This window comes from Mesorhizobium sp. B2-8-5 (assembly GCF_006440675.2).
Classification (GTDB): domain Bacteria; phylum Pseudomonadota; class Alphaproteobacteria; order Rhizobiales; family Rhizobiaceae; genus Mesorhizobium.
In genome coordinates this window covers 3,475,064-3,493,682 of record NZ_CP083951.1, presented here as the reverse complement: position 1 = coordinate 3,493,682, position 18,619 = coordinate 3,475,064, and the positions used below count along the sequence as shown (strand labels likewise).

Here is an 18,619-nt window from a genome sequence, read left to right as displayed (position 1 = left end):
GAGATGATGATGAAGCTTTTTGCCCGCCTGTTTGCCCGCCGCGAAATGAACCTGACCACCGCTTTGGAGCGTCAGCGCCTCGCCAAGACCATGCCCGGCCAGACCGGCGCCGTGGCTGCTGCCCGTCTCGGCTTCATTGCCTGAGACAATCCGGCATTCCGAATTCAACGCCGCCCGGCTCCGCCGAGGCGGCGTTTTCGTTTGGTCGTTTGCCACTGTCGTCGGTGTCCTCACGCCCTTCGGTTGCATGAATTGCCCATTTGCGACCCGTGTCGCAAATTTAATCTTCACTTAGCCGCCTACCCGATTGACAGGAATGGTTTTTCCTGTTGTCGCTATGCTGTTCGCGACATCCTGTTCGCGTCATGGCTGCGTGAGGTTTCCCCGTGAATGCCGTAAAGCATCCGATCAAGAGATCGTTTGTATTCTTCCTCATTCCCGATTTCACCATGATCGCCTTCGCGACGGCGCTCGATCCGCTGCGCTCGGCCAACCGGATGCTCGGCTACGAAGCCTATCGTTGGCGGCTGGCCAGCATAGACGGCAAGCCGGTACGCGCCTCGAACGGCGTCGAATGCGCGGTCAACACCTCGCTCGAGGAAGAGCGCAAGAAGATGGCCGGGCCGGATCGGCCTAACATGGCGATCGTCTGCAGCGGCATCAATGTCGAGCGCTACCAGAACAAGTCGGCCTTCGCCTGGCTGCGCGAGGAGTATAATCGCGGCGTCGCCGTCGGCGGCCTCTGCACTGGCGCGCATATCCTGGCCGCCGCCGGCCTGTTGTCCAACAAGCGCTGCGCCATCCATTGGGAGAACCTGCCTGGCTTTTCCGAGGCGTTCCCGAAGGCCAATGTCTTTGCCGACCTCTTCGAGGTCGACCAGAACGTCTACACCTGCGCCGGCGGCACCGCCGCGCTCGACATGATGTTGAAGCTGATCGGCGACGATTTCGACGAGAGCCTCGTCAACCGCGTCTGCGAGCAGGTGCTGACCGACCGCGTGCGCAGCCCGACCGACCGCCAGCGCCTGCCGCTGCGCGCCCGCCTCGGCGTGCAGAACTCCAAGGTGCTGACCATCATCGAGCTGATGGAGGCCAACCTTTCCGAGCCGCTGTCGCTGATCGAGATCGCCGACCATGTCGATCTTTCCCGGCGGCAGATCGAGCGCCTGTTCCGCACCGAGATGGGCCGCTCCCCTGCCCGCTACTATCTGGAAATCCGGCTCGACCGGGCCCGGCACCTGCTGATCCAGTCGTCGATGCCGGTGGTCGAAGTGGCGGTCGCCTGCGGCTTTGTCTCCGCCTCGCATTTCTCCAAATGCTACCGCGAGCTCTACGCCCGTTCGCCCCAGCAGGAGCGCGTCGACCGCAAGCAGTTGCTGGCCGCCTAGTCGATTTTCGCAATTTGTCATGACATTGTCTGGCGGATATGGTACGTCCGTACTTGGAGATAGCCATGGCCACCCGAACCAATCGATCCGAAAAACTCGACCTGCGCCTTACCGCGGAAGCGAAGCGTATTCTTGCAACCGCAGCTGCGGCCGAGCGTCGTTCGCTAAGTGACTTCGTCCTTGAAAGTGCGCTTGGGCGGGCTGAGGAAACGTTGGCGGACCGGCGCACCTTCTATCTTGATGCGGAGAAATGGGCTGCGTTTCTCTCGGCACTTGATGCACCGACGCAGGACCTTCCGCGCCTCAAGAAACTCCTGAGCGAACCAAGCATCTTTTCCGGCCGCGATCCGGCGTGAACCCGTTTCGCATCGAGAAGTTGGCTCGCGGCCATCCGGTAGAGAAGTTCGATTGCGGCGAACAACCACTCAATCGCTTTCTTGCTCGCTATGCATTTCAAAACCAGCAGGCCAACGCGTCGCAGACATATATTGGCCTCTCAAGCGAGAACGTGATCGGCTTTTATACGCTGGTCGTCGGCGAAGTCGCCTATGACGACGCACCCGATCGTTTGAAAAAGGGCTTGGCTCGCCATCCCGTGCCGATAATGCTGCTGGCGCGTCTCGCGGTCAGCCTGGACTGGCAGGGCAGAGGCGTTGGAGCGGGACTGCTGCGCGATGCAGTCTTACGCAGCTTGCGAGCGGCCGATATCGCGGGCATCCGGGCTATCACGGTTCATGCAAAGGGCGATAACGCTCGTAGCTTTTACGAACGCTACGGATTCATCCAGTCGCCAACTGACCCGCTACACCTTTATGTGCTTATAAAGGACCTGAGGAATCTCTGAGCTTACATGGCGGTCTGCGCCGTCCGCATCGCCTCGACACGGATGTCTTCGGTGAGTTGCGCCTTGAGCGCCGAGAATTCCGGGCTGGTCTTCAGCGTGTAATGGCGCGGATGCGGCAGGTCGACCGGCACGTCCGATTTGATGCGGCCGGGCCGGGCACTCATCACGATCACCCGCGACGCCATGAAAATCGCCTCCTCGATGTCATGGGTGACGAACAGCACCGTCTTCTTGCGCCGCTCCCAGATGCCGAGCAGCAATTCCTGCATCAGCCCGCGCGTCTGGTTGTCTAGCGCGCCGAACGGCTCGTCAAGCAGCAGGATTTCGGGATCGTTGGCCAGCGCCCGCGCGATCGCTGTGCGCTGCTGCATGCCACCCGACAGCTGTTTCGGCCAATGGTTCTCGAAACCCTTCAGCCCGACGAGATCGACATAGGAAGCGACGATCTCGTTGCGTTCGCGCTCGGGCCTGCCTTGCTCGCGCAGGCCGAAGCCGATGTTCTCGGCGACCGTCAGCCAGGGAAACAGCGTATAGGACTGGAACACCATGCCGCGGTCCGGTCCCGGCCTTGTGACCGCCTTGCCGTCGAGCAGCACGCGGCCGGTGCTCGGCGCCTCCAGCCCGGCGACGATTCTGAGCAGGGTAGATTTCCCACAACCGGACGGCCCCAGGATGGTGATGAAATCATTGGCCGCGACCGCGAGGTCGACCGGCTGCAGCGCCCGCACCGGCTCTCCGCCCCCGACCCCGGCAAAGGTCCGCGAAACGCCTTCGATGAGAAGCTTGCTCACGCCAGGCTCCATGGATAGAGCCAGCGGTTGAGCGCCTTGAAGGCGAAGTCGGACAAAAGCCCGATCAGCCCGATGACGATGATGCCGAAGATGATCTGCCCCGTCGCCAGCCGCGACTGGCTGTTGATGATCATGTAGCCGATGCCCGAAGACGAGCCGATCAGCTCGGCGACGATCACATAGGTCCAGGCCCAGCCGAGCACCAGCCGCAGCGTCTCGGCGATCTCTGGCGCGTTGGCCGGCACGATGACGCGCTTGACGATGCCGTTGTCGGTCGCGCCCAGCGTATAGGCGGCCTCGACAAGGTCCCGCCTCGTGCTGCCGACCTTGACCGCCACGATCAGAATGATCTGGAACACCGAGCCGACGAAGATAACCAGAAGCTTCTCCAGTTCGCCGATGCCGGCCCACAGGATGAGCAGCGGGATGAAGGCGGACGCCGGCAGGTAGCGGGCGAAGGAGACAAACGGTTCGAGAAAGGCTTCGACCGGTTTCCAGGCGCCCATGGCGATGCCGATCGGCACCGCGACGATAGAGGCCAGCACAAAGCCGCCGAAGACGCGCCAGATGGTGATCAGGATGTCGAGCCAGAAACGATCCTCGGTGAGCAGCCGCCAGCCATCCTTCAGCATCGACAGCGGATCGGCGAGGAAGATCCGGTTCACATGGCCGCCGAGCGTGATCCATGCCCAGAAGGCCACGAACAGCACGAAGAAGGCGATGCCGAGCACGGTTCGCGTGCCCGGCGCAACGGGGTGCAAGGGACGCAGCATCAGGCCCTGTCCTTGAAGAGGAAGAACGGCGGCTTGTCGCCGCCGTCGATCGAAAAATGCGCGATCAGTTGGCGACCGCGCTGGTGTCGGCAAGCGTCGTCACATCTGGCGCTTCCTTGATCAACCCCATCTGCAGCAGGAGCTCTGCTGCGGTCTTGGAAAAATCCTGGAAATCCTTGGTGAAGAACTGCTTGTTCTCCGCCTTGTCGGCCCATTTCAGGTACTTGGCCGAATCCTCGAACTCCTTGGCCGACTGCTTCACGTCGGCGCCCATGATCTCATAGGATTTCTGCGGGTCCTTCTTGATCATGTCGAGCGCGTCGAAATAGCTGTCGGCGAGCGCCTTGGCTGCGTCAGGATTGGCCTTGAGGAAGTCCGGCGTGCAGCCGACCGTATCCATCACCATCGGGTAGTCGAGCGTGGTCGCCAGGATATGGCCCTGGTCGGCCTTGTCGCGCACGGCGGAGATGAAGGGCTCGTAAGTGACCGCGGCATCGTTCTGGCCGGCGAGAAAGGCCTGCGCCGCCGCATCCGGCTCCAGATTAACCACCGTCACGTCCTTGGTCGACATGCCGTTCTTGTTGAGCACCCAGGCGAGCAGGAAGTAGGGCGAGGTTCCGGGCGCGGACGAGGCGACATTCTTGCCCTTGAGATCGGCGACGGTCTTGATGTCGTTGCGCACGACGATGCCGTCGGCGCCATAGGATTTGTCGAGCTGGAAGATCTGCTTGGTGGTGACGCCGCTGGCGTTCCACACCATCCAGGTCTCGACCGTGGTCGCCGCGCATTGCAGGTCGCCGCTGGCGATGGCCAGCGGGCGGCTCGCCTGCGGCACTTTCTTGAGCGTGACATCGAGCCCGTGCTTTTCGAAAAGCCCGGCCTGCTTTGCCAAGGTCAGCGGCGCGAAGCCGGTCCAGCCGCTGATGCCGATGGTGAGCGACGTAGCGGCCATCGCCGGCGCGCTGAGCACGGCGACCGCCGTCAGCGCCGCCGCGAAGATGGAGGTTCTGTTCATTGTGGTTCCCCTTTTTGTGGTGAGCGCAAATTGTCTCACAGACGCCAAAAGGCTTGTCAATGAAGCAGACGCCGCACTCGACCTTGGTCCAAGCTGGAGCATGGTCCCGAAAAGTGGATTCGGTTTTCGGAAGAGATCATGCTCCAACGATCGGGATGACGATTCGTCATTCTGATCTAATGCCGGGCGCGCCTGGAGCCGCTTCTCGATCTGTCACGGCATGCCCCAGCCGCGATTGCGCCACATCTTCTCGCCCGCCATGCAGTCCGCTGCCGGCGCGTCGTCGGCGAGCACGACCGGCGGATGCGCGGCCTCTTCCGCCGCCCATCGCGGCGAGGCGGGACCAGCAAGCTCAAGCACCAGCTTGCGGCGGATCGCTTCGGGGAACTGCGTCCAGTCATTGACCGGGATCATGAAGGCGCCCGGTCCGCCGATGACGCAGTCGCTGTAATAGCGGTCGAGATTTTCCACATCGAAGGCGCCGCTGAACCCGCCGCGCGTCATCAGCGGCAAACCGTTGATGGTGATGCCTTGCTTGACCACCGCGTCGCGCGTGAGGTCGACCGGCGCGCCCTGGTTGTTGGGTCCGTCGCCCGAGACGTCGATGACGCGCTTCGTGCCTTCAAAACCACTCTCGGCGAACAGGTCGCTGCCGAAGCTCAGCGCGCCGGAGATCGAGGTCCGCCGGGCGCTGTCCGGCGGCCGCGCATTGAGTTGCGCCACCACCTTCTCGGCATCGGCGCGGTTGGCGATCACCGTCCACGGCACGATCACGCGCTGCCAGGTGGTACCCGCCCATTCCACATAGGTGACGGCGATCTTGCCATAGGCGCCGTCGGCGATGGCCTTCAGCACATTGTCATGGGTCAGCGCCGCCGCGTAGCCGTGGCGCTGGATCTCGAGCTCGACCGGCGACATCGAAAGCGAAACATCGACCGCCAGCACCAGTTCGACATCGACCGGTTCTGCGGGAGAAGCTGGCGGCGTCAGCCAGAGCGCCAGCGCCAGCGCGGCACTGCCTGAAAAGATATGCCTTGCGCGGGCATAAGCAGACATGAAGCAAGATTAGGCGAAAATCGCCGCGCGCAAAAGCCGGGAATCCGGGGCATCGGATTCTGCCGGCGGCGAAACCTTCCTAAAAATACCGCGCGAGGTTCGAACGGATACGCTCCAGCACCGTATCGCCGGAAAGGTCGGGCGCGAATTTCGCGCCGGTGATCGCCTCGTAGGCCTGGATATAGACCGCCGAAGTCTTGTTGACGATCTCGTCCGGAATGCCGGGGATCGGATCCTTGTAAGGGTCGCAACGCGCCGACACCCATGACCGGATGAAATCCTTGTCGAAACTCTGCGGCCGCCCGCCGCCTTCGAACGCCTCGTCGTAGCTCGCCGCGATCCAGTAGCGGCTGCTGTCGGGCGTGTGGATTTCGTCCGCAAGCACGATCGCGCCGTCCGGCGCCGTGCCGAACTCATATTTGGTGTCGGCCAGGATCAGGCCGCGTTCGGCCGCGCGCTGCTGGCCGCGAGCGAACAGCTGAAGCGCATAGCGCGATACGGTGTCCCACTGCGCCTGCGTGAGCAGCCGCTCTGCGATGATCTCGGCTTCCGATAACGGCTCGTCATGGCCGCCATGGGCGGCCTTGCTGGTCGGCGTGATGATCGCTTCCGGCAATTTTTCGTTGTCGCGCAGCCCGTCCGGAAAACTATGGCCGTAGAAGCTCCGCTCGCCCTTTCTGTACTTGGTCAGGATCGAGGTGCTGGTGGCTCCCGCCAGATAGCCGCGCACCACGATCTCGACCGGCAGCATGTCGAGCCGCGTGCCGACGACGACGTTGGGGTCGGGATATTCCAGCACATGGTTGGGACAGATGTCGGCGGTTTCCTCGAACCAGTAGCGCGCCGTCTGGGTGAGCACTTCTCCCTTGAACGGGATCGAGGCCAGGATCGTGTCGAATGCGCTCAGACGATCGGTGGCGATGATGATGCGGCGCCCGTCCGGCAGATCGTAGTTTTCGCGCACCTTGCCATTGTAGCGGTTGGGCAGCTCGGGAATAAAGGCGTCGGACAGGATGCGCATGGGCGTGTTGCTTTCGCGGGCTTCTGATGCGGCCACATAAGCCGCTGGCCCCTTGCACATCAAGCCGGATGCTGCGGAGCGGGCTTCTTATTGCCGGCAGCGCGAAACGCTCTCCAGTTCGGCCTGAAAGACGGCGGAATCCAGATCAGGATACCGGCTGTGGCCGCGGGCACAATGACCGCAAAACGCAGGATCGAAAGCACGACGCCGCAGAAGCCGACGATCCGCGTGGCGGTCTCCGCGCCGAAGCGCGGCGCGAGCAGATGCCTGGCGATCGCTCCGCCATCGAGCGGATAGGCCGGAAGGAGGTTGAGAATGGCCAGAACCGCGTTCACAAGGGCGCCAAGCCAAAGCGTCCACTCAAGAAGCGTGTCCGGTCTCGGCGGCGGCCAACTGAAAAGACCGTCTGGCTCGGCCGGCGACAAGGGCCGGGCAAAAAGGTAATAGGCAGCGGCAAAGCCCGCCGCCAGGACGATGTTCACCAGCGGCCCAGCGAAGGAAATCCACGCCCAGCCGTAAGGCGAAGCCGCGCCGGGCTTGAACCAGGCGATTCCGCCGAAGAGGTATAGATCTATCCGTTGGGTACCGATGCCTTGTCGCCGCGCTGCCCGCACATGGGCGAGTTCATGCAGAAACACCGACAGGAACAGCAGCGCGGCAAAGATGACCGTATGAGTCAGCGCGCTGCTGGGATGCCTCGACCATTCATGCAGGAACGGCAAGGCGGCGGGAATGGCAAAGGTCCAGCTGACACGAACGGGAATGTCCCCCTTCATCGTGAAGACGAATGCGTCGTTCTTCCTGTCCCAGCCGAACCGTTGCAAGCTTGCCTACTCCGCCCGGCGCAACGCTATGCGAGAATGCCGGCATACAAAAGAGAAAAGCCCGGTCGAAGCCGGGCTTTCGCATCCGTGCTTCGACGTCCACGATCTCAACTGCGCGGCTTGAGGTTCTCCGGGTCGTAGAGCGGTTTGTAGCCGACGCCGGCGACCTCGACCGGATAGGTCTCACCAAAATACTCGACCTGCAGCTTGCGGCCCTCCTGGGCGAAAGCCCAGGGCAGGTAAGCGAGTGCGATGTTCTTGCCGATCGTCGGGCCGTAGGCGACCGACGTGGTGAAGGAGCGGCGGCCGAGCTCATCGACCAGCGTCTCGCCGGTCGCGGGATCCTGCACCGGCATGGTGCCGACCGGATAGCGCGCAACGCCCTTGGCGTCCTTGTTCTCGGTCATCACCAGCGTGCACAGCATCGCCGGCTGGTGCTCGCGGGCGCGATACTCCAGGTGCTTGGCCTTGCCGCAGAAGTCGTTCTCCTTGACCTTCGGGCGGGCAAGGTCGGCCTCGAGCAGATTGTACTCGGTCAAGAGGTCGGCGTTCTGAAGCCTGAGGCTCTTTTCCATACGGCGCGTGTTGGCGTAGGTCTCGACGCCGAAAGGCATGACGCCGGTCGAGCGCAGCGCGTCCCAGACGGCGAGACCATCCTCGTAGCGCATATGCAGTTCCCAGCCCTGCTCGCCGACATAGGAGATGCGGAAGGCGGTGACGTCCTTGCCGCCGATCCTGATCGGCTTGATCGCCGCGAACGGGAAATTCTCGAGCGAGAGGCCGTTCGGATTCTCGACCACCTTCTGCAGGGTCGCCCGTGCGTTCGGCCCCCAGATGCCGATGGTGACGTATTTTTCCGTCACGTCGGTGACGGTGGCGTCGAACCCTTTGTCCTGCGCGGTGCGCTGCATGTAGCGGAAGTCGCGCGGACCGGCATCGGCGCCGTCGATCACCCGGCAACGGTCCGCCATGCGGATGACCGTGAAGTCCGCGCGCACCATGCCTTCCTCGTCGAGGAAGTGCGTGTAGATGCCCTTGCCGATATTGTTGTCGCCGCCGATCTTGGCCGCGCACAGCCATTCCAGCAACGCGACATGGTCAGGCCCCTCGACGTCGTACATGGAAAAATGCGACAGGTTGACGATGCCGCAATCCTCGCTCATCGCCAGATGCTCGGCGTTGGAGACACGCCAGAAATGGCGATTGTCCCATTCGTTTTCGCGCACCGGCACGCGGTTGCCATACTTCTCCAGCAGATGCTCGTTGGCGGCGTAGCCATGCGCGCGCTCCCAGCCGCCCAGCTCCATGAAATAGCCGCCGAGCTCCTTCTCGCGCTCCCAGAACGGCGAGCGGCGGATGTTACGGCCCTTGGAGAAGGGTTCGCGCGGATGCACCGCCGGATTGTAGACCTTCATCGCCGTCTCGGTGCAGCGATCCCAGATGAACTGTTCCTGCGTCTGGTGCGGATAGAAGCGCGAATAGTCGATCGCATGATGGTCGACCTCGGTCCTGCCGTCGGTCATCCAGTCGGCGATCAGCTTGCCCATGCCCGGGCCGTCCTTGACCCAGATGGCGACGGCGTACCACAGGCCCCTCACCTTCTGGCTTTCGCCCATCGACGGGCCGCCATCGGTGGTCACCTGCAGCAACCCGTTGAAGGAATGGCCTTCATTGTAACCCAGTTCGCCGAGGATCGGCGTCAGCTCCATGGCGCGCTCCAGCGGCGCCATGATCTGCTCCATGTCGAGGTCGCGCTGCGACGGCGACAGCCGCGCCTGGTCCTTTTCGAGAAGGTCGCGCGGGTGGCACAGACGCGGATTGGTTTCCTCGTAATAGCCCCACTCGATCTGACCGCCCTCGGCGGTCTTCGGATCGCCGGTGTCGCGCATATAGGCCGAGTTGCCCTGGTCGCGCAGCAGCGGCCAGCCGATCTCCTTGCCGGTGCCGGCGAACTCATTGTAGGGGCCGAAGAAGGTGAGCGGATGGTCGATCGGCATCACCGGCAAATCCTCGCCGACCAGCGCCGCGGTGAGCCGGCCCCAGATGCCGGTGCAGACCACAACATAATCGGCCTCGATCGTGCCGCGCTCGGTCACGACACCCTTGATACGGCCGTTCTCGACGACCAGCGACTTGGCCGAAGTGTTCGCGAAAGCCTGAAGCTTGTCGGAAGCGACGCCCTGGTCGACAAGCTTGCCGGCCACCGTCTGCGAACGCGGGATGACGAGGCCGGCATCCGGGTCCCACAGGCCGCCCTGCACCAGATGCTCCTCGATCAGCGGGAATTTTTCCTTGATCTCGGCCGGCTCGATCAGCCGCGCGCGGGTGCCGAAGGATTTGGCCGAGGCGATCTTGCGCTTGATCTCGTCCATGCGGGCATCGTCGCCGACGCGCGCTACTTCGAGGCCGCCGACGCGCGCGTAGTGGCCCATCTTCTCGTAGAAATCGATGGAATAGAGCGTCGTCCAGCACGAGAGGAAATCGTGGCTGGTCGTGTAGCAGAAGTCCGAGGCGTGCGCAGTCGAGCCGATATCGGTGGGGATGCCCGACTTGTCGATGCCGACGATGTCGTCCCAGCCGCGCTCGATCAGGTGATGTGCGACCGATGCGCCGACAATACCGCCCAGGCCGACGATGACGACCTTCGCCTTTTTCGGAAACTCTGCCATTGCCCGCGACTCCAAAGGTATAGACGGGCGCGTTTGCGCGCCCTTCGAATGGCGCACAATATGCAGAGGACGCGGATTGAGCTACCGCCTGTTTGCGACACGTCCGCAGGTGCGGCGCGACCCTGCGCGCCGGCGGGCCGTCATCGGCAATTTTCGTTCAGGCGAAGGCCCAGATGTCCTCGGCCTGGAAGCCGACTTGGTAGCCGGCGGTCTTTAGCTTGACCACGACCTGGCCGATCTCGGCGGCCGGCAGCGCGCCGATCTCGACCTTGACCATGCCGGGGCGGTAGCGTTTGAGGTCGAGCTGCTCGAACACCATCCAGTCGGCGCCTTCGCAGTCGACCAGGAAGGCGTCGATGTGGGTGATGCCGTTGCGGTCGAGCAGCGTCTGCAAGGTCTCCGACGGCACCTCGATATCCTTCAGATGCGGCGCGAACTTGTTGAAGTTGGCATCCGCCTCGCCCCAGGCGTTCTTGCCCGACATCAGATTGGTTTCGGTGACCGACGAGCAGCCGATGAACTCGATCGGCAGCGTGCCGGCCTCGAGCGCAGCGGCATCGAAAGTGTGCACGGTGATCGTGCCCTTTGTCCTCGTCACCGCAACCGGCTCGATGACGAAGCGTTCGGCATCCGGGTAATTGGCGCGCAGCCGCTTCTGGTTATACGGGATCGGTTCCACCAGCATGGCGCGGGCGCCGCGAATGCGGTGCAGCCACGGCGTCACGTCGTCGAACAGCCCGCCGTCGCAGGCGCCGACATTGACCATCTGGAACGGCCGGCCGCCGAAGCGGGCCTGCAACGCCGCCTTGGCGAGAAATTTCGTGCCGTGGAGCGAGGGGCTGCGGTCGAGAAGTCCGGCGGGCAGGCCGAGCGACAGGAAGATGCGCGCCAGATTGGAAAGCGAGCTCATGACTTGTCTCCGGAAATGACCTGCAGCGCCGCGCGGCGGCCGCTTTGGCTTGCCGATGCCCACAGCGCCATGAGCGGCGCGACAAGCAGGAGGAAGGGCGGCAGAAGGTTGGGGAAATAGATGCGGGTGTCGTGGATCGGGAAGACGGCGAACTTCGCCAGCACGCCAAGCACCAGCGCCGCCAGCAGGATGCCGGCGCGGCGGTCGAGCCGGAAGCCGGCACGCTCGAGCCCGAACCAGCCAGCCAGCGCCAGCACCGAAACGCCGACCCAGTTGTTGACGCTGACGGCGCGCACCACCGACGCCGCGAAGGCCTTCAGATAAGCGGCCACCGAGAGCGGCGGCTCGAACCCGTCCATGTTGTAGTGCTGCTCGATGCTGGAAAACCAAAGATGCGGCCACCAGCCGGGATGCTGGGCCCAGTGCGAAATGGCGAAATAGGCGATGAAGGACGCGGCAAAGCCGGCCAACGCGCCCCACGCCCTCTCGCGGAAAGCGACGAGCAGCACCGCGAAAATGGCGAGGAAGACGATGTTGTCGGGCCTGGCCATGAACGCCAGGAAAAGCAGGACCGCCGTCGCCGCCTCGCGCTTGCGCACATAGGCGAAGAGCCCGCCGAGGAACAGTGCCGAGCAAAACAGGTCCGGCGTCGAAGCGCGTGCCGCGTCGCCGAAATCGGCCATGATCAGGATCGCGCCGACCACGGGCGCCAGCGCCAGCGCGCCTTGCGCGCGCAGCCAGGCGAGCGTGACGGCGCCGAACAGCAGCACAGAGAACACCTGAACCAGCCGCATCGCCTCGACCGGCGACACGACATGGCTGAGACTGGACAGGATCTCGGCATAGAGGAATTTGATGCGGTACATGCCGAGCAGCGAATGGAAGTCTGCGGCGTTCTCCGTCATATGGCTGCGGAAGCCGCCGCCATCGTCGGTCAGCGTCTTGTAATCGCCGGCCGATACGCCCGCCTTGACCGTGCTGTAGGCATAGTCATGCAGCGCCTGCGGATCGGGATAGGCGCCCTCCTCGGCGATCGCCAGATAAGGCAGCATGTCCCAGTTGGCATCGGGCATGAACCAGGCGGTCGCGGCGGTCAGCAGTATATAGAGCGAGAAGGTGATCGCCCCGATCGATGCCGCCCATTTCGCGTAAGCCCCCTCGCCCCACGCCAGGCCGGCGCCGGTCAGCCATTCCAGCGGATTGGTCGGAGCGGACGGCCTGGTCAGCATCCTCAGCGGCCTCTATTTGCCGACCTGGCTTTTCACGAAATCCTTCACGATCGCCACGATGCCGCGCGACAACAGGCTGTCGAAAGCATCGGCGAAGCGGTCGACATGCTCGGGCTGGCAGATCAGCGGCGGCTCGAGCCGGATGACGTTGCGGTTGTATTCGGTGAAGGCGACGAGCACGTCGTAGTCACGCAACAAAAGCGAGCCGACGAAGCCCGACAGCGAGCCCTTCAGTTTGTCGTCGAGCACGCTCACGACCGGGCGCAGCACCATCGGCAGGGTCTGCGAGAAATCGTGGAACTCGAGCCCGATCATGAAGCCCTTGCCGCGCACGTCCTTGATGATCTTGGGGTATTTCTCCTTGAGCGCCCGCAACCGCTGCAGAAGGTACTCGCCCGTCGAGGCGGCGTTGTCGATCAGGCCCTCGTCATAGAGCACGTTGATGCCTTCGATCGCGGTGACGCAGGCCTCGCCCATGCCGCCGAACGTCGCCATGGCATGGATCATCGCCGTCTTCGGCGTGCCATAGGCCTTCATGTAGACGTCGCGCTTGGCGATCATGGCGCCGACCGCGGCCTTGCCGGCGCCCAGCGATTTCGCCAGCGCCGTCACGTCCGGCACCACGCCGTAATGCTCGAAGGCATAGAAGCGGCCCGAGCGGCCATAGCCGCACTGCACCTCGTCGGCGACCCACAGCACGCCATGCTGGTCGCAAAGCGCACGCAGCTTCTGCCAATATTGCGCCGGCGCCTGGATGATGCCGCCGCCGCCCTGGATGGTTTCGAGCACGATGACGCCGATCTCGGGATCGCTCTTGAACAGGCGCTCGACGGCGTCGATGTCGGCAAAGGGAACGCGCACGACATTGTCGGCCACCTTGAAGTCGGCGCGGTAGAGCTGGCCGTCGGTGATCGCCAGCACGCCCTTCGTCTTGCCGTGGAAGGAATTCTCGGCATAGACCACCTTCGGCCGCTTAGGGCCGGCGGAGCGCTCGGCGAGCTTCACCGCCGCTTCCATCGCTTCCGAGCCGGAGGAGCCAAGGAACACCATGTCGAGCTCGCCCGGCGAGCACTTGGCGATGTTGTGCGCCAGCGCCCCCGCATATTGCGACATGAAGGCGATGGCTATTTCCTGGCGCTTCTCCTCCTGGAACTTTTTCCGCGCTTCCAGAATGCGCGGATGGTTGTGGCCGAAGGCGAGCGAGCCGAAGCCACCGAAGAAGTCGAGGATCTTGCGGCCGTTCTGGTCGATGTAGAACATGCCCTCGGCGCGCTCGATCTTGATCTTGTGGAAGCCGAGCAGCTTCATGAAATGCAACTGTCCGGGATTGAGATGCGCCTTGAACAGGTCGGTGATGCGGGCGACATCCAGCGCCTTGGCCTGCTCGACGCTGATCAGGTCGGGCTTGGCGATGGTCGCTGGTGATAGCGTCGGCGCATCGACCAGCGTGCGCGTTCCGGTATGTTCCGGCTTGGCCATGACGGTCATCTGAAAAATCTCCCTTCGTCGCCTTATTCGGCGGGAACGTGTCTGGTGGCGACGGCGTGGCCGTCCTGCTTGGCGCGATATTCGCTGTAGGCGGCGATCAGCATGTCCTCGTCGCGATATTGCGGCACCCAGCCGAGCTGGCGCTCGGCCTTGGACACGTCGAGCACGCATTCCTCGTCGGCGATCAGATACTGTTCCGGATCCATGATCGGCATGTTCAATAGGTCGAGCAGGTCGAGCGTGCGCTTGACCGCCCAGCCCGGCGTCGGCAACAGGATCGACCTCGAGCCGGCATGGCGGATCAGGTCGCCAAGCAGCCTCTTTACCGGCGGCGGACTGAGCGAGCCGAGATTGTAGGCCTCGTTCGGCACGCCGGCTTTCCAGGCGGCGCGGGCGGCTTCCGCGCAATCGAACACCGAGATGAACTGATAGGGATTCCGGCCCGAGCCGATCATCGGCACAGGCAGGTTCCAGTCGATCAGCTTGAACAGCTTTTCCAGGATGCCGAGGCGTCCAGGGCCGATGATCAGGCGCGGCCTGAACAGCGAGATCGACATGCCGCGCTTGCGCCATTCGGCGGCGAGTTCCTCGGTCTTCAGCTTCGACAGCCCGTACTCGCCGAGCGGCGAGACCGGATGGTCCTCGGTCATCGGCAGCACCACCGTGTGGCCGTAGATCATGTCGGTCGTGTAGTGGACGAGCCTTGAGGCGCCGGCCTTGTCCATCGCCTGCATGATGTGCTCGGTGCCGTGGAAATTCACCGGGAAGAAGAAATCATGCCGCTTGGCGCGCACCTGGATCGGCGACAGCATCTTGGCCGACAGATTGTAGACCATGTCGTCGGCCTTGAGCCCGACCGCCGCGACCGAGGCCGGATCGGTGACGTCGCATGTGATGAAGCGCACCGAGCGGTAATGCGGCAGGTCGCTCTTGACGATGTCGGCGACGACGACGGTCTCGCCGTCCGTGACAAGCTTGGGGGCAAGGTGACGGCCGACGAAGCCGTCGCCGCCGAAAATCACATGTCTCATCGAACGATCTCGCTTGCTTGGGTTCTGTCAGGCGCGATGGAAGCCGTCTGGTCCTCATGGCCTCGGCCACTTTGCGCGATCAGGATCGTGCCGACGCAGATGCAGGCGATGCCGGCGATGCGCCAGCCGTTGAGGTCCTCGCGGAAGACGAAATAGGCAAAGATCGCCACGGCGACGTAGGCGAGGCTGAGGAACGGATAGGCGAAGCTGAGCTCGACCTTGGACAGCACATAAAGATGCGATGCCATCGAGATGACGAAGGTGCAGAGGCCCAGGAACACCCAGGGGCTGAACACGATCTGCAGGAGCTTGACGAGCGGATTGGCGCCTTCGAAGGAGATAGGGCCTATCGACATCATGCCCTGCTTCAGCATCAGCTGCGCCGCGGCATTGGTCATGACCGTGAAGAGAATGAAGATTATGTATTTCATTGTTGCCACCCCGCCCCTTGGGCGGTCCTATTACAAACCTGCAAATATTTCGTGAAGCCACGATAGTGCTTTGAACAAACCATGGCGTAACGATTTATTTACCATGTTTTATTCGACTTTTATCTATTCTGCGGCTTCAGCTCTCCCTTGTCCGATCTCCAATCTCTTGGCGGTACGCGCCCAGAAGCTTGATGTGAAAGCCGGATCGCGAAGTGCCTCCAGGCGTTGCCATTGCGGAAACGACGCGGCGAACGTCTCTGGACCCATCCGGGCGTCCTTGTAAGGGTTCACCGCCCCACCCGCCTCGACGGCGACGCGGTCGAGTTCGGCAAGCAGTCGCAACGTCCTTTCGCCCCGGTTGGGGAAATCGAGCGTCAGCGTGTAGCCCGGCCGCGCGAACGACAGCAGCGCCGGCGAGCGGACATCGCCAAAGCGCTTGAGCACGGTCAGGAACGATCCCTCGCCCGCCCGCCGGGCCGCCTCGAGCAGCGCCGGGACGATGCGGCGCGCATTGGCCTCCGGCACCACGCTCTGGTGCTGGAAAAGCCCGCGCGGCCCGTAGAGCCGGTTCCAATCGCGGATGCCGTCGAGCGGAAAGAAGAAACCCTGATAGCCCGCCTGGCGCGGAGCCGCGGACCTGCCCTTTTTCCAGCGGTAGGCCGCGTTGAAGACGGTGAGGAAAGGCCGGTTGAGGACATTGAAGGGCGGCTGCATCGGCACGGAAAGCCGGCTGCCGGCACGCGCGGCGGCGTGCGAGCCGTGCTCGGCATGATTGCCGATGAACAGGAGCCCGCGCCCGCGCCTTTTGCCCCCGGCAAGCTGATCGATCCAGGCGACGGCATATTCGTTGGCCTGGTCGGCAGCCTCGGCAAGATCGAAGAATTCGCCGAGATCGCGAAACCGCGTCGCCTTTTCCGTGACGTCGAGCGAGGGCACCCGCATCAGCTTGATCGATGCCGAAAGGATAAGCCCGGTCAGCCCCATGCCGCCGATCGTTGCCGCGAACAGACGGACATTGTCGGTTTGCGAACAGCGATAGGTTCGGCCGTCGGACCGAAGCAGTGTCAAGGCCTCGACGTGGCAGCCGAAGCTGCCGCGCCGATGGTGGTTCTTGCCGTGGACGTCATTGGCGATCGCGCCGCCCAGCGTGACGAACTGCGTGCCTGGAACCACAGCCGGAAAGAAGCCGTAGGGCGCGGCGTGCGCGATGATGTCGCAAAGCAGCGTACCGGCATCCGCTTCGAGCACGCCGGTCTCGGCGTTGAAGGAACGGATGCGGTTGAGCGGCCGCATGTCGACCACCATGCCGGCATCGTTTTGGCAACTGTCGCCATAGGAGCGGCCATTGCCGTAACCGAGCAGCGATCCGGCTTTCGCCTCGCCGCGCTTCAGCAAGGCGATCGCCTCGTCCGCCGGGATCGCCTTGCGCGCCGGCGCCGTCGCCAGTCCGAAGCTGCCGAAGCGCTCGTTCCTCATCACCAGCCTCCAGCGACGAGGAAGACCGCGCCGATGGCGACGACGATCTGGCTGCGCCAGTCGCGGATGATGAAGACGACCGGATCGTCATGCATCTCGTCGCGCCGGGCGAGGATCCAGACGCGCATCGTGAGGTAGAGCACGATCGGCGCCAGCGGCCATATCAGCCAGGGATGCGGATAGAGCTCGCGCACCGCCGGGCTGTCCATATAGAGCGCCAGGACCAGCGCCGAGGAAAAGGCAGAGGCCATGCCGGCCTGGGCGACGATTTCCTGGTCCTCGGTGCGATAGCCACGACCGGCGATGCGCTCGCCCGGAGGAATGGCCGTGGTGCGCAATTCGACAAACCGCTTCACCAGCGCCAGCGACAGGAAGAAGAAGATCGAAAAGGCGAGCAGCCAGAAGGAGACGTCGACGCCGGTGGCCGCCGCGCCCGCCAGCACGCGGATCGTGTAGAGGCCGGCAAGCGTCAGCACGTCGACCAGAAGCATGCGCTTGAACGACAGCGAGTAGGCAGTGGTGACCGCCATATAGCCGGCAAGCACGCCAAGGAATTCGATCGGCAGGAACAATCCGACGGCGATGCCGATCGCGAGCAGCGCGACGATCGCGCCAAGGCCGAACGGAATGGACAATGCACCGCTGGCGAAGGGCCGGTTGCGCTTTGTCGGATGCTTGCGGTCGAGCGCCAGGTCGAAGAAATCGTTGAGGATATAGATGGCGGACGCCACGGCGCTGAAGGAGACGAACGCCAGCAGGCACTGCCAGATCATGTTTGGGTTGAAATATTCGTGCGACAGCACCATCGGCACGGCGATCAGCGAGTTCTTCAGCCACTGATGCATGCGCAGCATCTTGACGTAGGTCCTCAGCGTCGGCTTCGGCGCCGGCATGGCCTCGGCGCTATGCGCGGCCTGCCAGCGCCGGGCGCTGCGGTCGGGCGCGACCACGAGCGCGTTGCGCGCGGCGTCGAACACTTTGAGGTCATGACGGCTGTTGCCGGCATAGTCGAAGCCCGCGTCGCCATAGGCGGCGACAAGTGCCGCGCATTTCCTGCCCGACGTCATGTTGTGCGGGCCATCGGTCGCCAGCACCTGATCAAAGATGCCGAGATGCGCCGCGATCGCCTCCGCGAACTTGTGCGGCGTTCCCGTCGCCAGCACGATCACGCGGCCCTCCCGGTGCTCGGCGCGCAACCGGTCGAGCAGGTCCTGGCGGTAGGGCAGCGAGGCCGGATCGATGTCGACGCGCCTGGCGATCTCCTGCTTCAGCCGTGCGGGACCGCCGGTCAGCCAGAGCGGCACAAGAAAGAGATAGAGCGGGTTCTTCTTGAACAGGATGAACAGCCCTTCCCACAGAAGGTCCGTCGCAATCAGCGTGCCGTCGAGATCGACCGCAAGCGGGATTGCGTTCCTGTCCGACCTCGCGTCCATTGTCCTGCCCCGATCGACCGCAAGATCCCGGAAAGGGACCACGCGCCAACTCAACCCACGCCGCGTGCCGGCGTCCTCGGGTCGGATATAGCGGGTGATGACGCAGCGAACGTTAAAACGCCCGGTTGCAGCGCGTGGTCATACCGGTTTTCGGGCGTCATCGTTAAGCGACGGCTACCGAAAACGATAAAAGGCCGGACATCGGTCCGGCCTTTGCCAAATCTTGCTGCGCCAATCTTG

General features: G+C 63.5%; 18 protein-coding genes. 4 read left to right on the top strand and 14 right to left on the bottom strand.

Features of this window, described 5'->3' with window-relative positions; translation table 11 throughout:
* Positions 1-9 precede the first annotated feature (9 nt).
* The 4 genes from FJ430_RS31630 to FJ430_RS16860 all read left to right on the top strand — a co-directional run bounded on the left by FJ430_RS31630 (position 10) and on the right by FJ430_RS16860 (position 2,232).
* Complete coding sequence (locus tag FJ430_RS31630; protein WP_112099240.1) at positions 10-144, top strand: hypothetical protein; 135 nt, start codon at positions 10-12, stop codon at positions 142-144.
* Between the two features lie 305 nt (positions 145-449).
* Positions 450-1,388, top strand: coding sequence for a GlxA family transcriptional regulator (locus tag FJ430_RS16870; RefSeq protein WP_348639758.1), 939 nt, complete (start codon positions 450-452; stop codon positions 1,386-1,388).
* A 65-nt stretch (positions 1,389-1,453) separates the two neighbouring features.
* Positions 1,454-1,744 carry a DUF1778 domain-containing protein gene (locus tag FJ430_RS16865; protein WP_140705583.1) on the top strand — a complete coding sequence of 97 codons (291 nt, stop codon included), beginning with the start codon at positions 1,454-1,456 and terminating at the stop codon, positions 1,742-1,744.
* On the top strand, positions 1,741-2,232 hold the full coding sequence (locus FJ430_RS16860) for a GNAT family N-acetyltransferase (RefSeq protein WP_140705585.1): 492 nt from the start codon (positions 1,741-1,743) through the stop codon (positions 2,230-2,232). Before FJ430_RS16865 ends, FJ430_RS16860 begins: the two co-directional genes overlap by 4 nt.
* Positions 2,233-2,234: 2 nt before the next feature.
* Here the strand turns inward: FJ430_RS16860 and FJ430_RS16855 are convergent, their stop codons facing one another.
* The 14 genes from FJ430_RS16855 to FJ430_RS16790 form a co-directional block, all read right to left on the bottom strand.
* Complete coding sequence (locus FJ430_RS16855; RefSeq protein WP_140705587.1) at positions 2,235-3,023, bottom strand: ABC transporter ATP-binding protein; 789 nt, start codon at positions 3,021-3,023, stop codon at positions 2,235-2,237.
* The gene (locus FJ430_RS16850; protein WP_413467787.1) at positions 3,020-3,796 is read right to left on the bottom strand and encodes an ABC transporter permease; all 777 of its coding nucleotides are present in this window, start codon (positions 3,794-3,796) and stop codon (positions 3,020-3,022) included. The genes FJ430_RS16855 and FJ430_RS16850 overlap by 4 nt, the downstream gene beginning before the upstream one ends.
* Positions 3,797-3,860: 64 nt before the next feature.
* Complete coding sequence (locus tag FJ430_RS16845) at positions 3,861-4,811, bottom strand: ABC transporter substrate-binding protein (protein ID WP_140705589.1); 951 nt, start codon at positions 4,809-4,811, stop codon at positions 3,861-3,863.
* 213 nt (positions 4,812-5,024) lie between these two features.
* Positions 5,025-5,867, bottom strand: coding sequence for a DUF1194 domain-containing protein (locus FJ430_RS16840; protein ID WP_140705591.1), 843 nt, complete (start codon positions 5,865-5,867; stop codon positions 5,025-5,027).
* Between the two features lie 79 nt (positions 5,868-5,946).
* Positions 5,947-6,888 (bottom strand): phosphoribosylaminoimidazolesuccinocarboxamide synthase, encoded by a 942-nt coding sequence (locus FJ430_RS16835; RefSeq protein WP_140705593.1) that lies wholly within the window; start codon positions 6,886-6,888, stop codon positions 5,947-5,949.
* A 59-nt stretch (positions 6,889-6,947) separates the two neighbouring features.
* Positions 6,948-7,712, bottom strand: a complete 765-nt coding sequence (locus tag FJ430_RS16830) for a site-2 protease family protein (RefSeq protein WP_140705595.1) — start codon at positions 7,710-7,712, stop codon at positions 6,948-6,950.
* Positions 7,713-7,819: 107 nt separating this feature from the next.
* Positions 7,820-10,381 carry a GcvT family protein gene (locus FJ430_RS16825; RefSeq protein WP_140705597.1) on the bottom strand — a complete coding sequence of 854 codons (2,562 nt, stop codon included), beginning with the start codon at positions 10,379-10,381 and terminating at the stop codon, positions 7,820-7,822.
* A 157-nt stretch (positions 10,382-10,538) separates the two neighbouring features.
* Positions 10,539-11,291 (bottom strand): FkbM family methyltransferase, encoded by a 753-nt coding sequence (locus FJ430_RS16820; protein WP_140705599.1) that lies wholly within the window; start codon positions 11,289-11,291, stop codon positions 10,539-10,541.
* The gene (locus FJ430_RS16815) at positions 11,288-12,520 is read right to left on the bottom strand and encodes a hypothetical protein (RefSeq protein WP_140705601.1); all 1,233 of its coding nucleotides are present in this window, start codon (positions 12,518-12,520) and stop codon (positions 11,288-11,290) included. Before FJ430_RS16815 ends, FJ430_RS16820 begins: the two co-directional genes overlap by 4 nt.
* A gap of 12 nt (positions 12,521-12,532) precedes the next feature.
* Positions 12,533-14,008, bottom strand: coding sequence for an aspartate aminotransferase family protein (locus FJ430_RS16810; protein WP_140705603.1), 1,476 nt, complete (start codon positions 14,006-14,008; stop codon positions 12,533-12,535).
* Between the two features lie 23 nt (positions 14,009-14,031).
* Positions 14,032-15,039 carry an NAD-dependent epimerase/dehydratase family protein gene (locus FJ430_RS16805; RefSeq protein ID WP_140705605.1) on the bottom strand — a complete coding sequence of 336 codons (1,008 nt, stop codon included), beginning with the start codon at positions 15,037-15,039 and terminating at the stop codon, positions 14,032-14,034.
* Entirely contained in the window at positions 15,036-15,470 is a 435-nt protein-coding gene (locus FJ430_RS16800) for an EamA family transporter (protein WP_140705610.1), read from the bottom strand. The genes FJ430_RS16805 and FJ430_RS16800 overlap by 4 nt, the downstream gene beginning before the upstream one ends.
* Before the next feature lie 123 nt (positions 15,471-15,593).
* A complete protein-coding gene (locus FJ430_RS16795) occupies positions 15,594-16,946 on the bottom strand; it encodes an FAD-binding oxidoreductase (protein WP_140705616.1) in 1,353 nt (450 codons plus the stop codon).
* Positions 16,946-18,379, bottom strand: a complete 1,434-nt coding sequence (locus FJ430_RS16790; protein WP_140705618.1) for a UbiA family prenyltransferase — start codon at positions 18,377-18,379, stop codon at positions 16,946-16,948. Before FJ430_RS16790 ends, FJ430_RS16795 begins: the two co-directional genes overlap by 1 nt.
* Positions 18,380-18,619: the final 240 nt, after the last annotated feature.

What these genes read in the sequence shown, in the direction of transcription:
- FJ430_RS31630 (WP_112099240.1), top strand. Translation starts at nt 10, where the DNA reads ATGAAGCTTTTTGCCCGCCTGTTTGCCCGCCGCGAAATGAACCTGACC.
- FJ430_RS16870 (WP_348639758.1), top strand. Translation starts at nt 450, where the DNA reads ATGATCGCCTTCGCGACGGCGCTCGATCCGCTGCGCTCGGCCAACCGG.
- FJ430_RS16865 (WP_140705583.1), top strand. Translation starts at nt 1,454, where the DNA reads ATGGCCACCCGAACCAATCGATCCGAAAAACTCGACCTGCGCCTTACC.
- FJ430_RS16850 (WP_413467787.1), bottom strand. Translation starts at nt 3,796, where the DNA reads ATGCTGCGTCCCTTGCACCCCGTTGCGCCGGGCACGCGAACCGTGCTC.
- FJ430_RS16845 (WP_140705589.1), bottom strand. Translation starts at nt 4,811, where the DNA reads ATGAACAGAACCTCCATCTTCGCGGCGGCGCTGACGGCGGTCGCCGTG.
- FJ430_RS16840 (WP_140705591.1), bottom strand. Translation starts at nt 5,867, where the DNA reads ATGTCTGCTTATGCCCGCGCAAGGCATATCTTTTCAGGCAGTGCCGCG.
- FJ430_RS16835 (WP_140705593.1), bottom strand. Translation starts at nt 6,888, where the DNA reads ATGCGCATCCTGTCCGACGCCTTTATTCCCGAGCTGCCCAACCGCTAC.
- FJ430_RS16825 (WP_140705597.1), bottom strand. Translation starts at nt 10,381, where the DNA reads ATGGCAGAGTTTCCGAAAAAGGCGAAGGTCGTCATCGTCGGCCTGGGC.
- FJ430_RS16820 (WP_140705599.1), bottom strand. Translation starts at nt 11,291, where the DNA reads ATGAGCTCGCTTTCCAATCTGGCGCGCATCTTCCTGTCGCTCGGCCTG.
- FJ430_RS16815 (WP_140705601.1), bottom strand. Translation starts at nt 12,520, where the DNA reads ATGCTGACCAGGCCGTCCGCTCCGACCAATCCGCTGGAATGGCTGACC.
- FJ430_RS16810 (WP_140705603.1), bottom strand. Translation starts at nt 14,008, where the DNA reads ATGACCGTCATGGCCAAGCCGGAACATACCGGAACGCGCACGCTGGTC.
- FJ430_RS16805 (WP_140705605.1), bottom strand. Translation starts at nt 15,039, where the DNA reads ATGAGACATGTGATTTTCGGCGGCGACGGCTTCGTCGGCCGTCACCTT.
- FJ430_RS16800 (WP_140705610.1), bottom strand. Translation starts at nt 15,470, where the DNA reads ATGAAATACATAATCTTCATTCTCTTCACGGTCATGACCAATGCCGCG.
- FJ430_RS16795 (WP_140705616.1), bottom strand. Translation starts at nt 16,946, where the DNA reads ATGAGGAACGAGCGCTTCGGCAGCTTCGGACTGGCGACGGCGCCGGCG.
- FJ430_RS16790 (WP_140705618.1), bottom strand. Translation starts at nt 18,379, where the DNA reads ATGGACGCGAGGTCGGACAGGAACGCAATCCCGCTTGCGGTCGATCTC.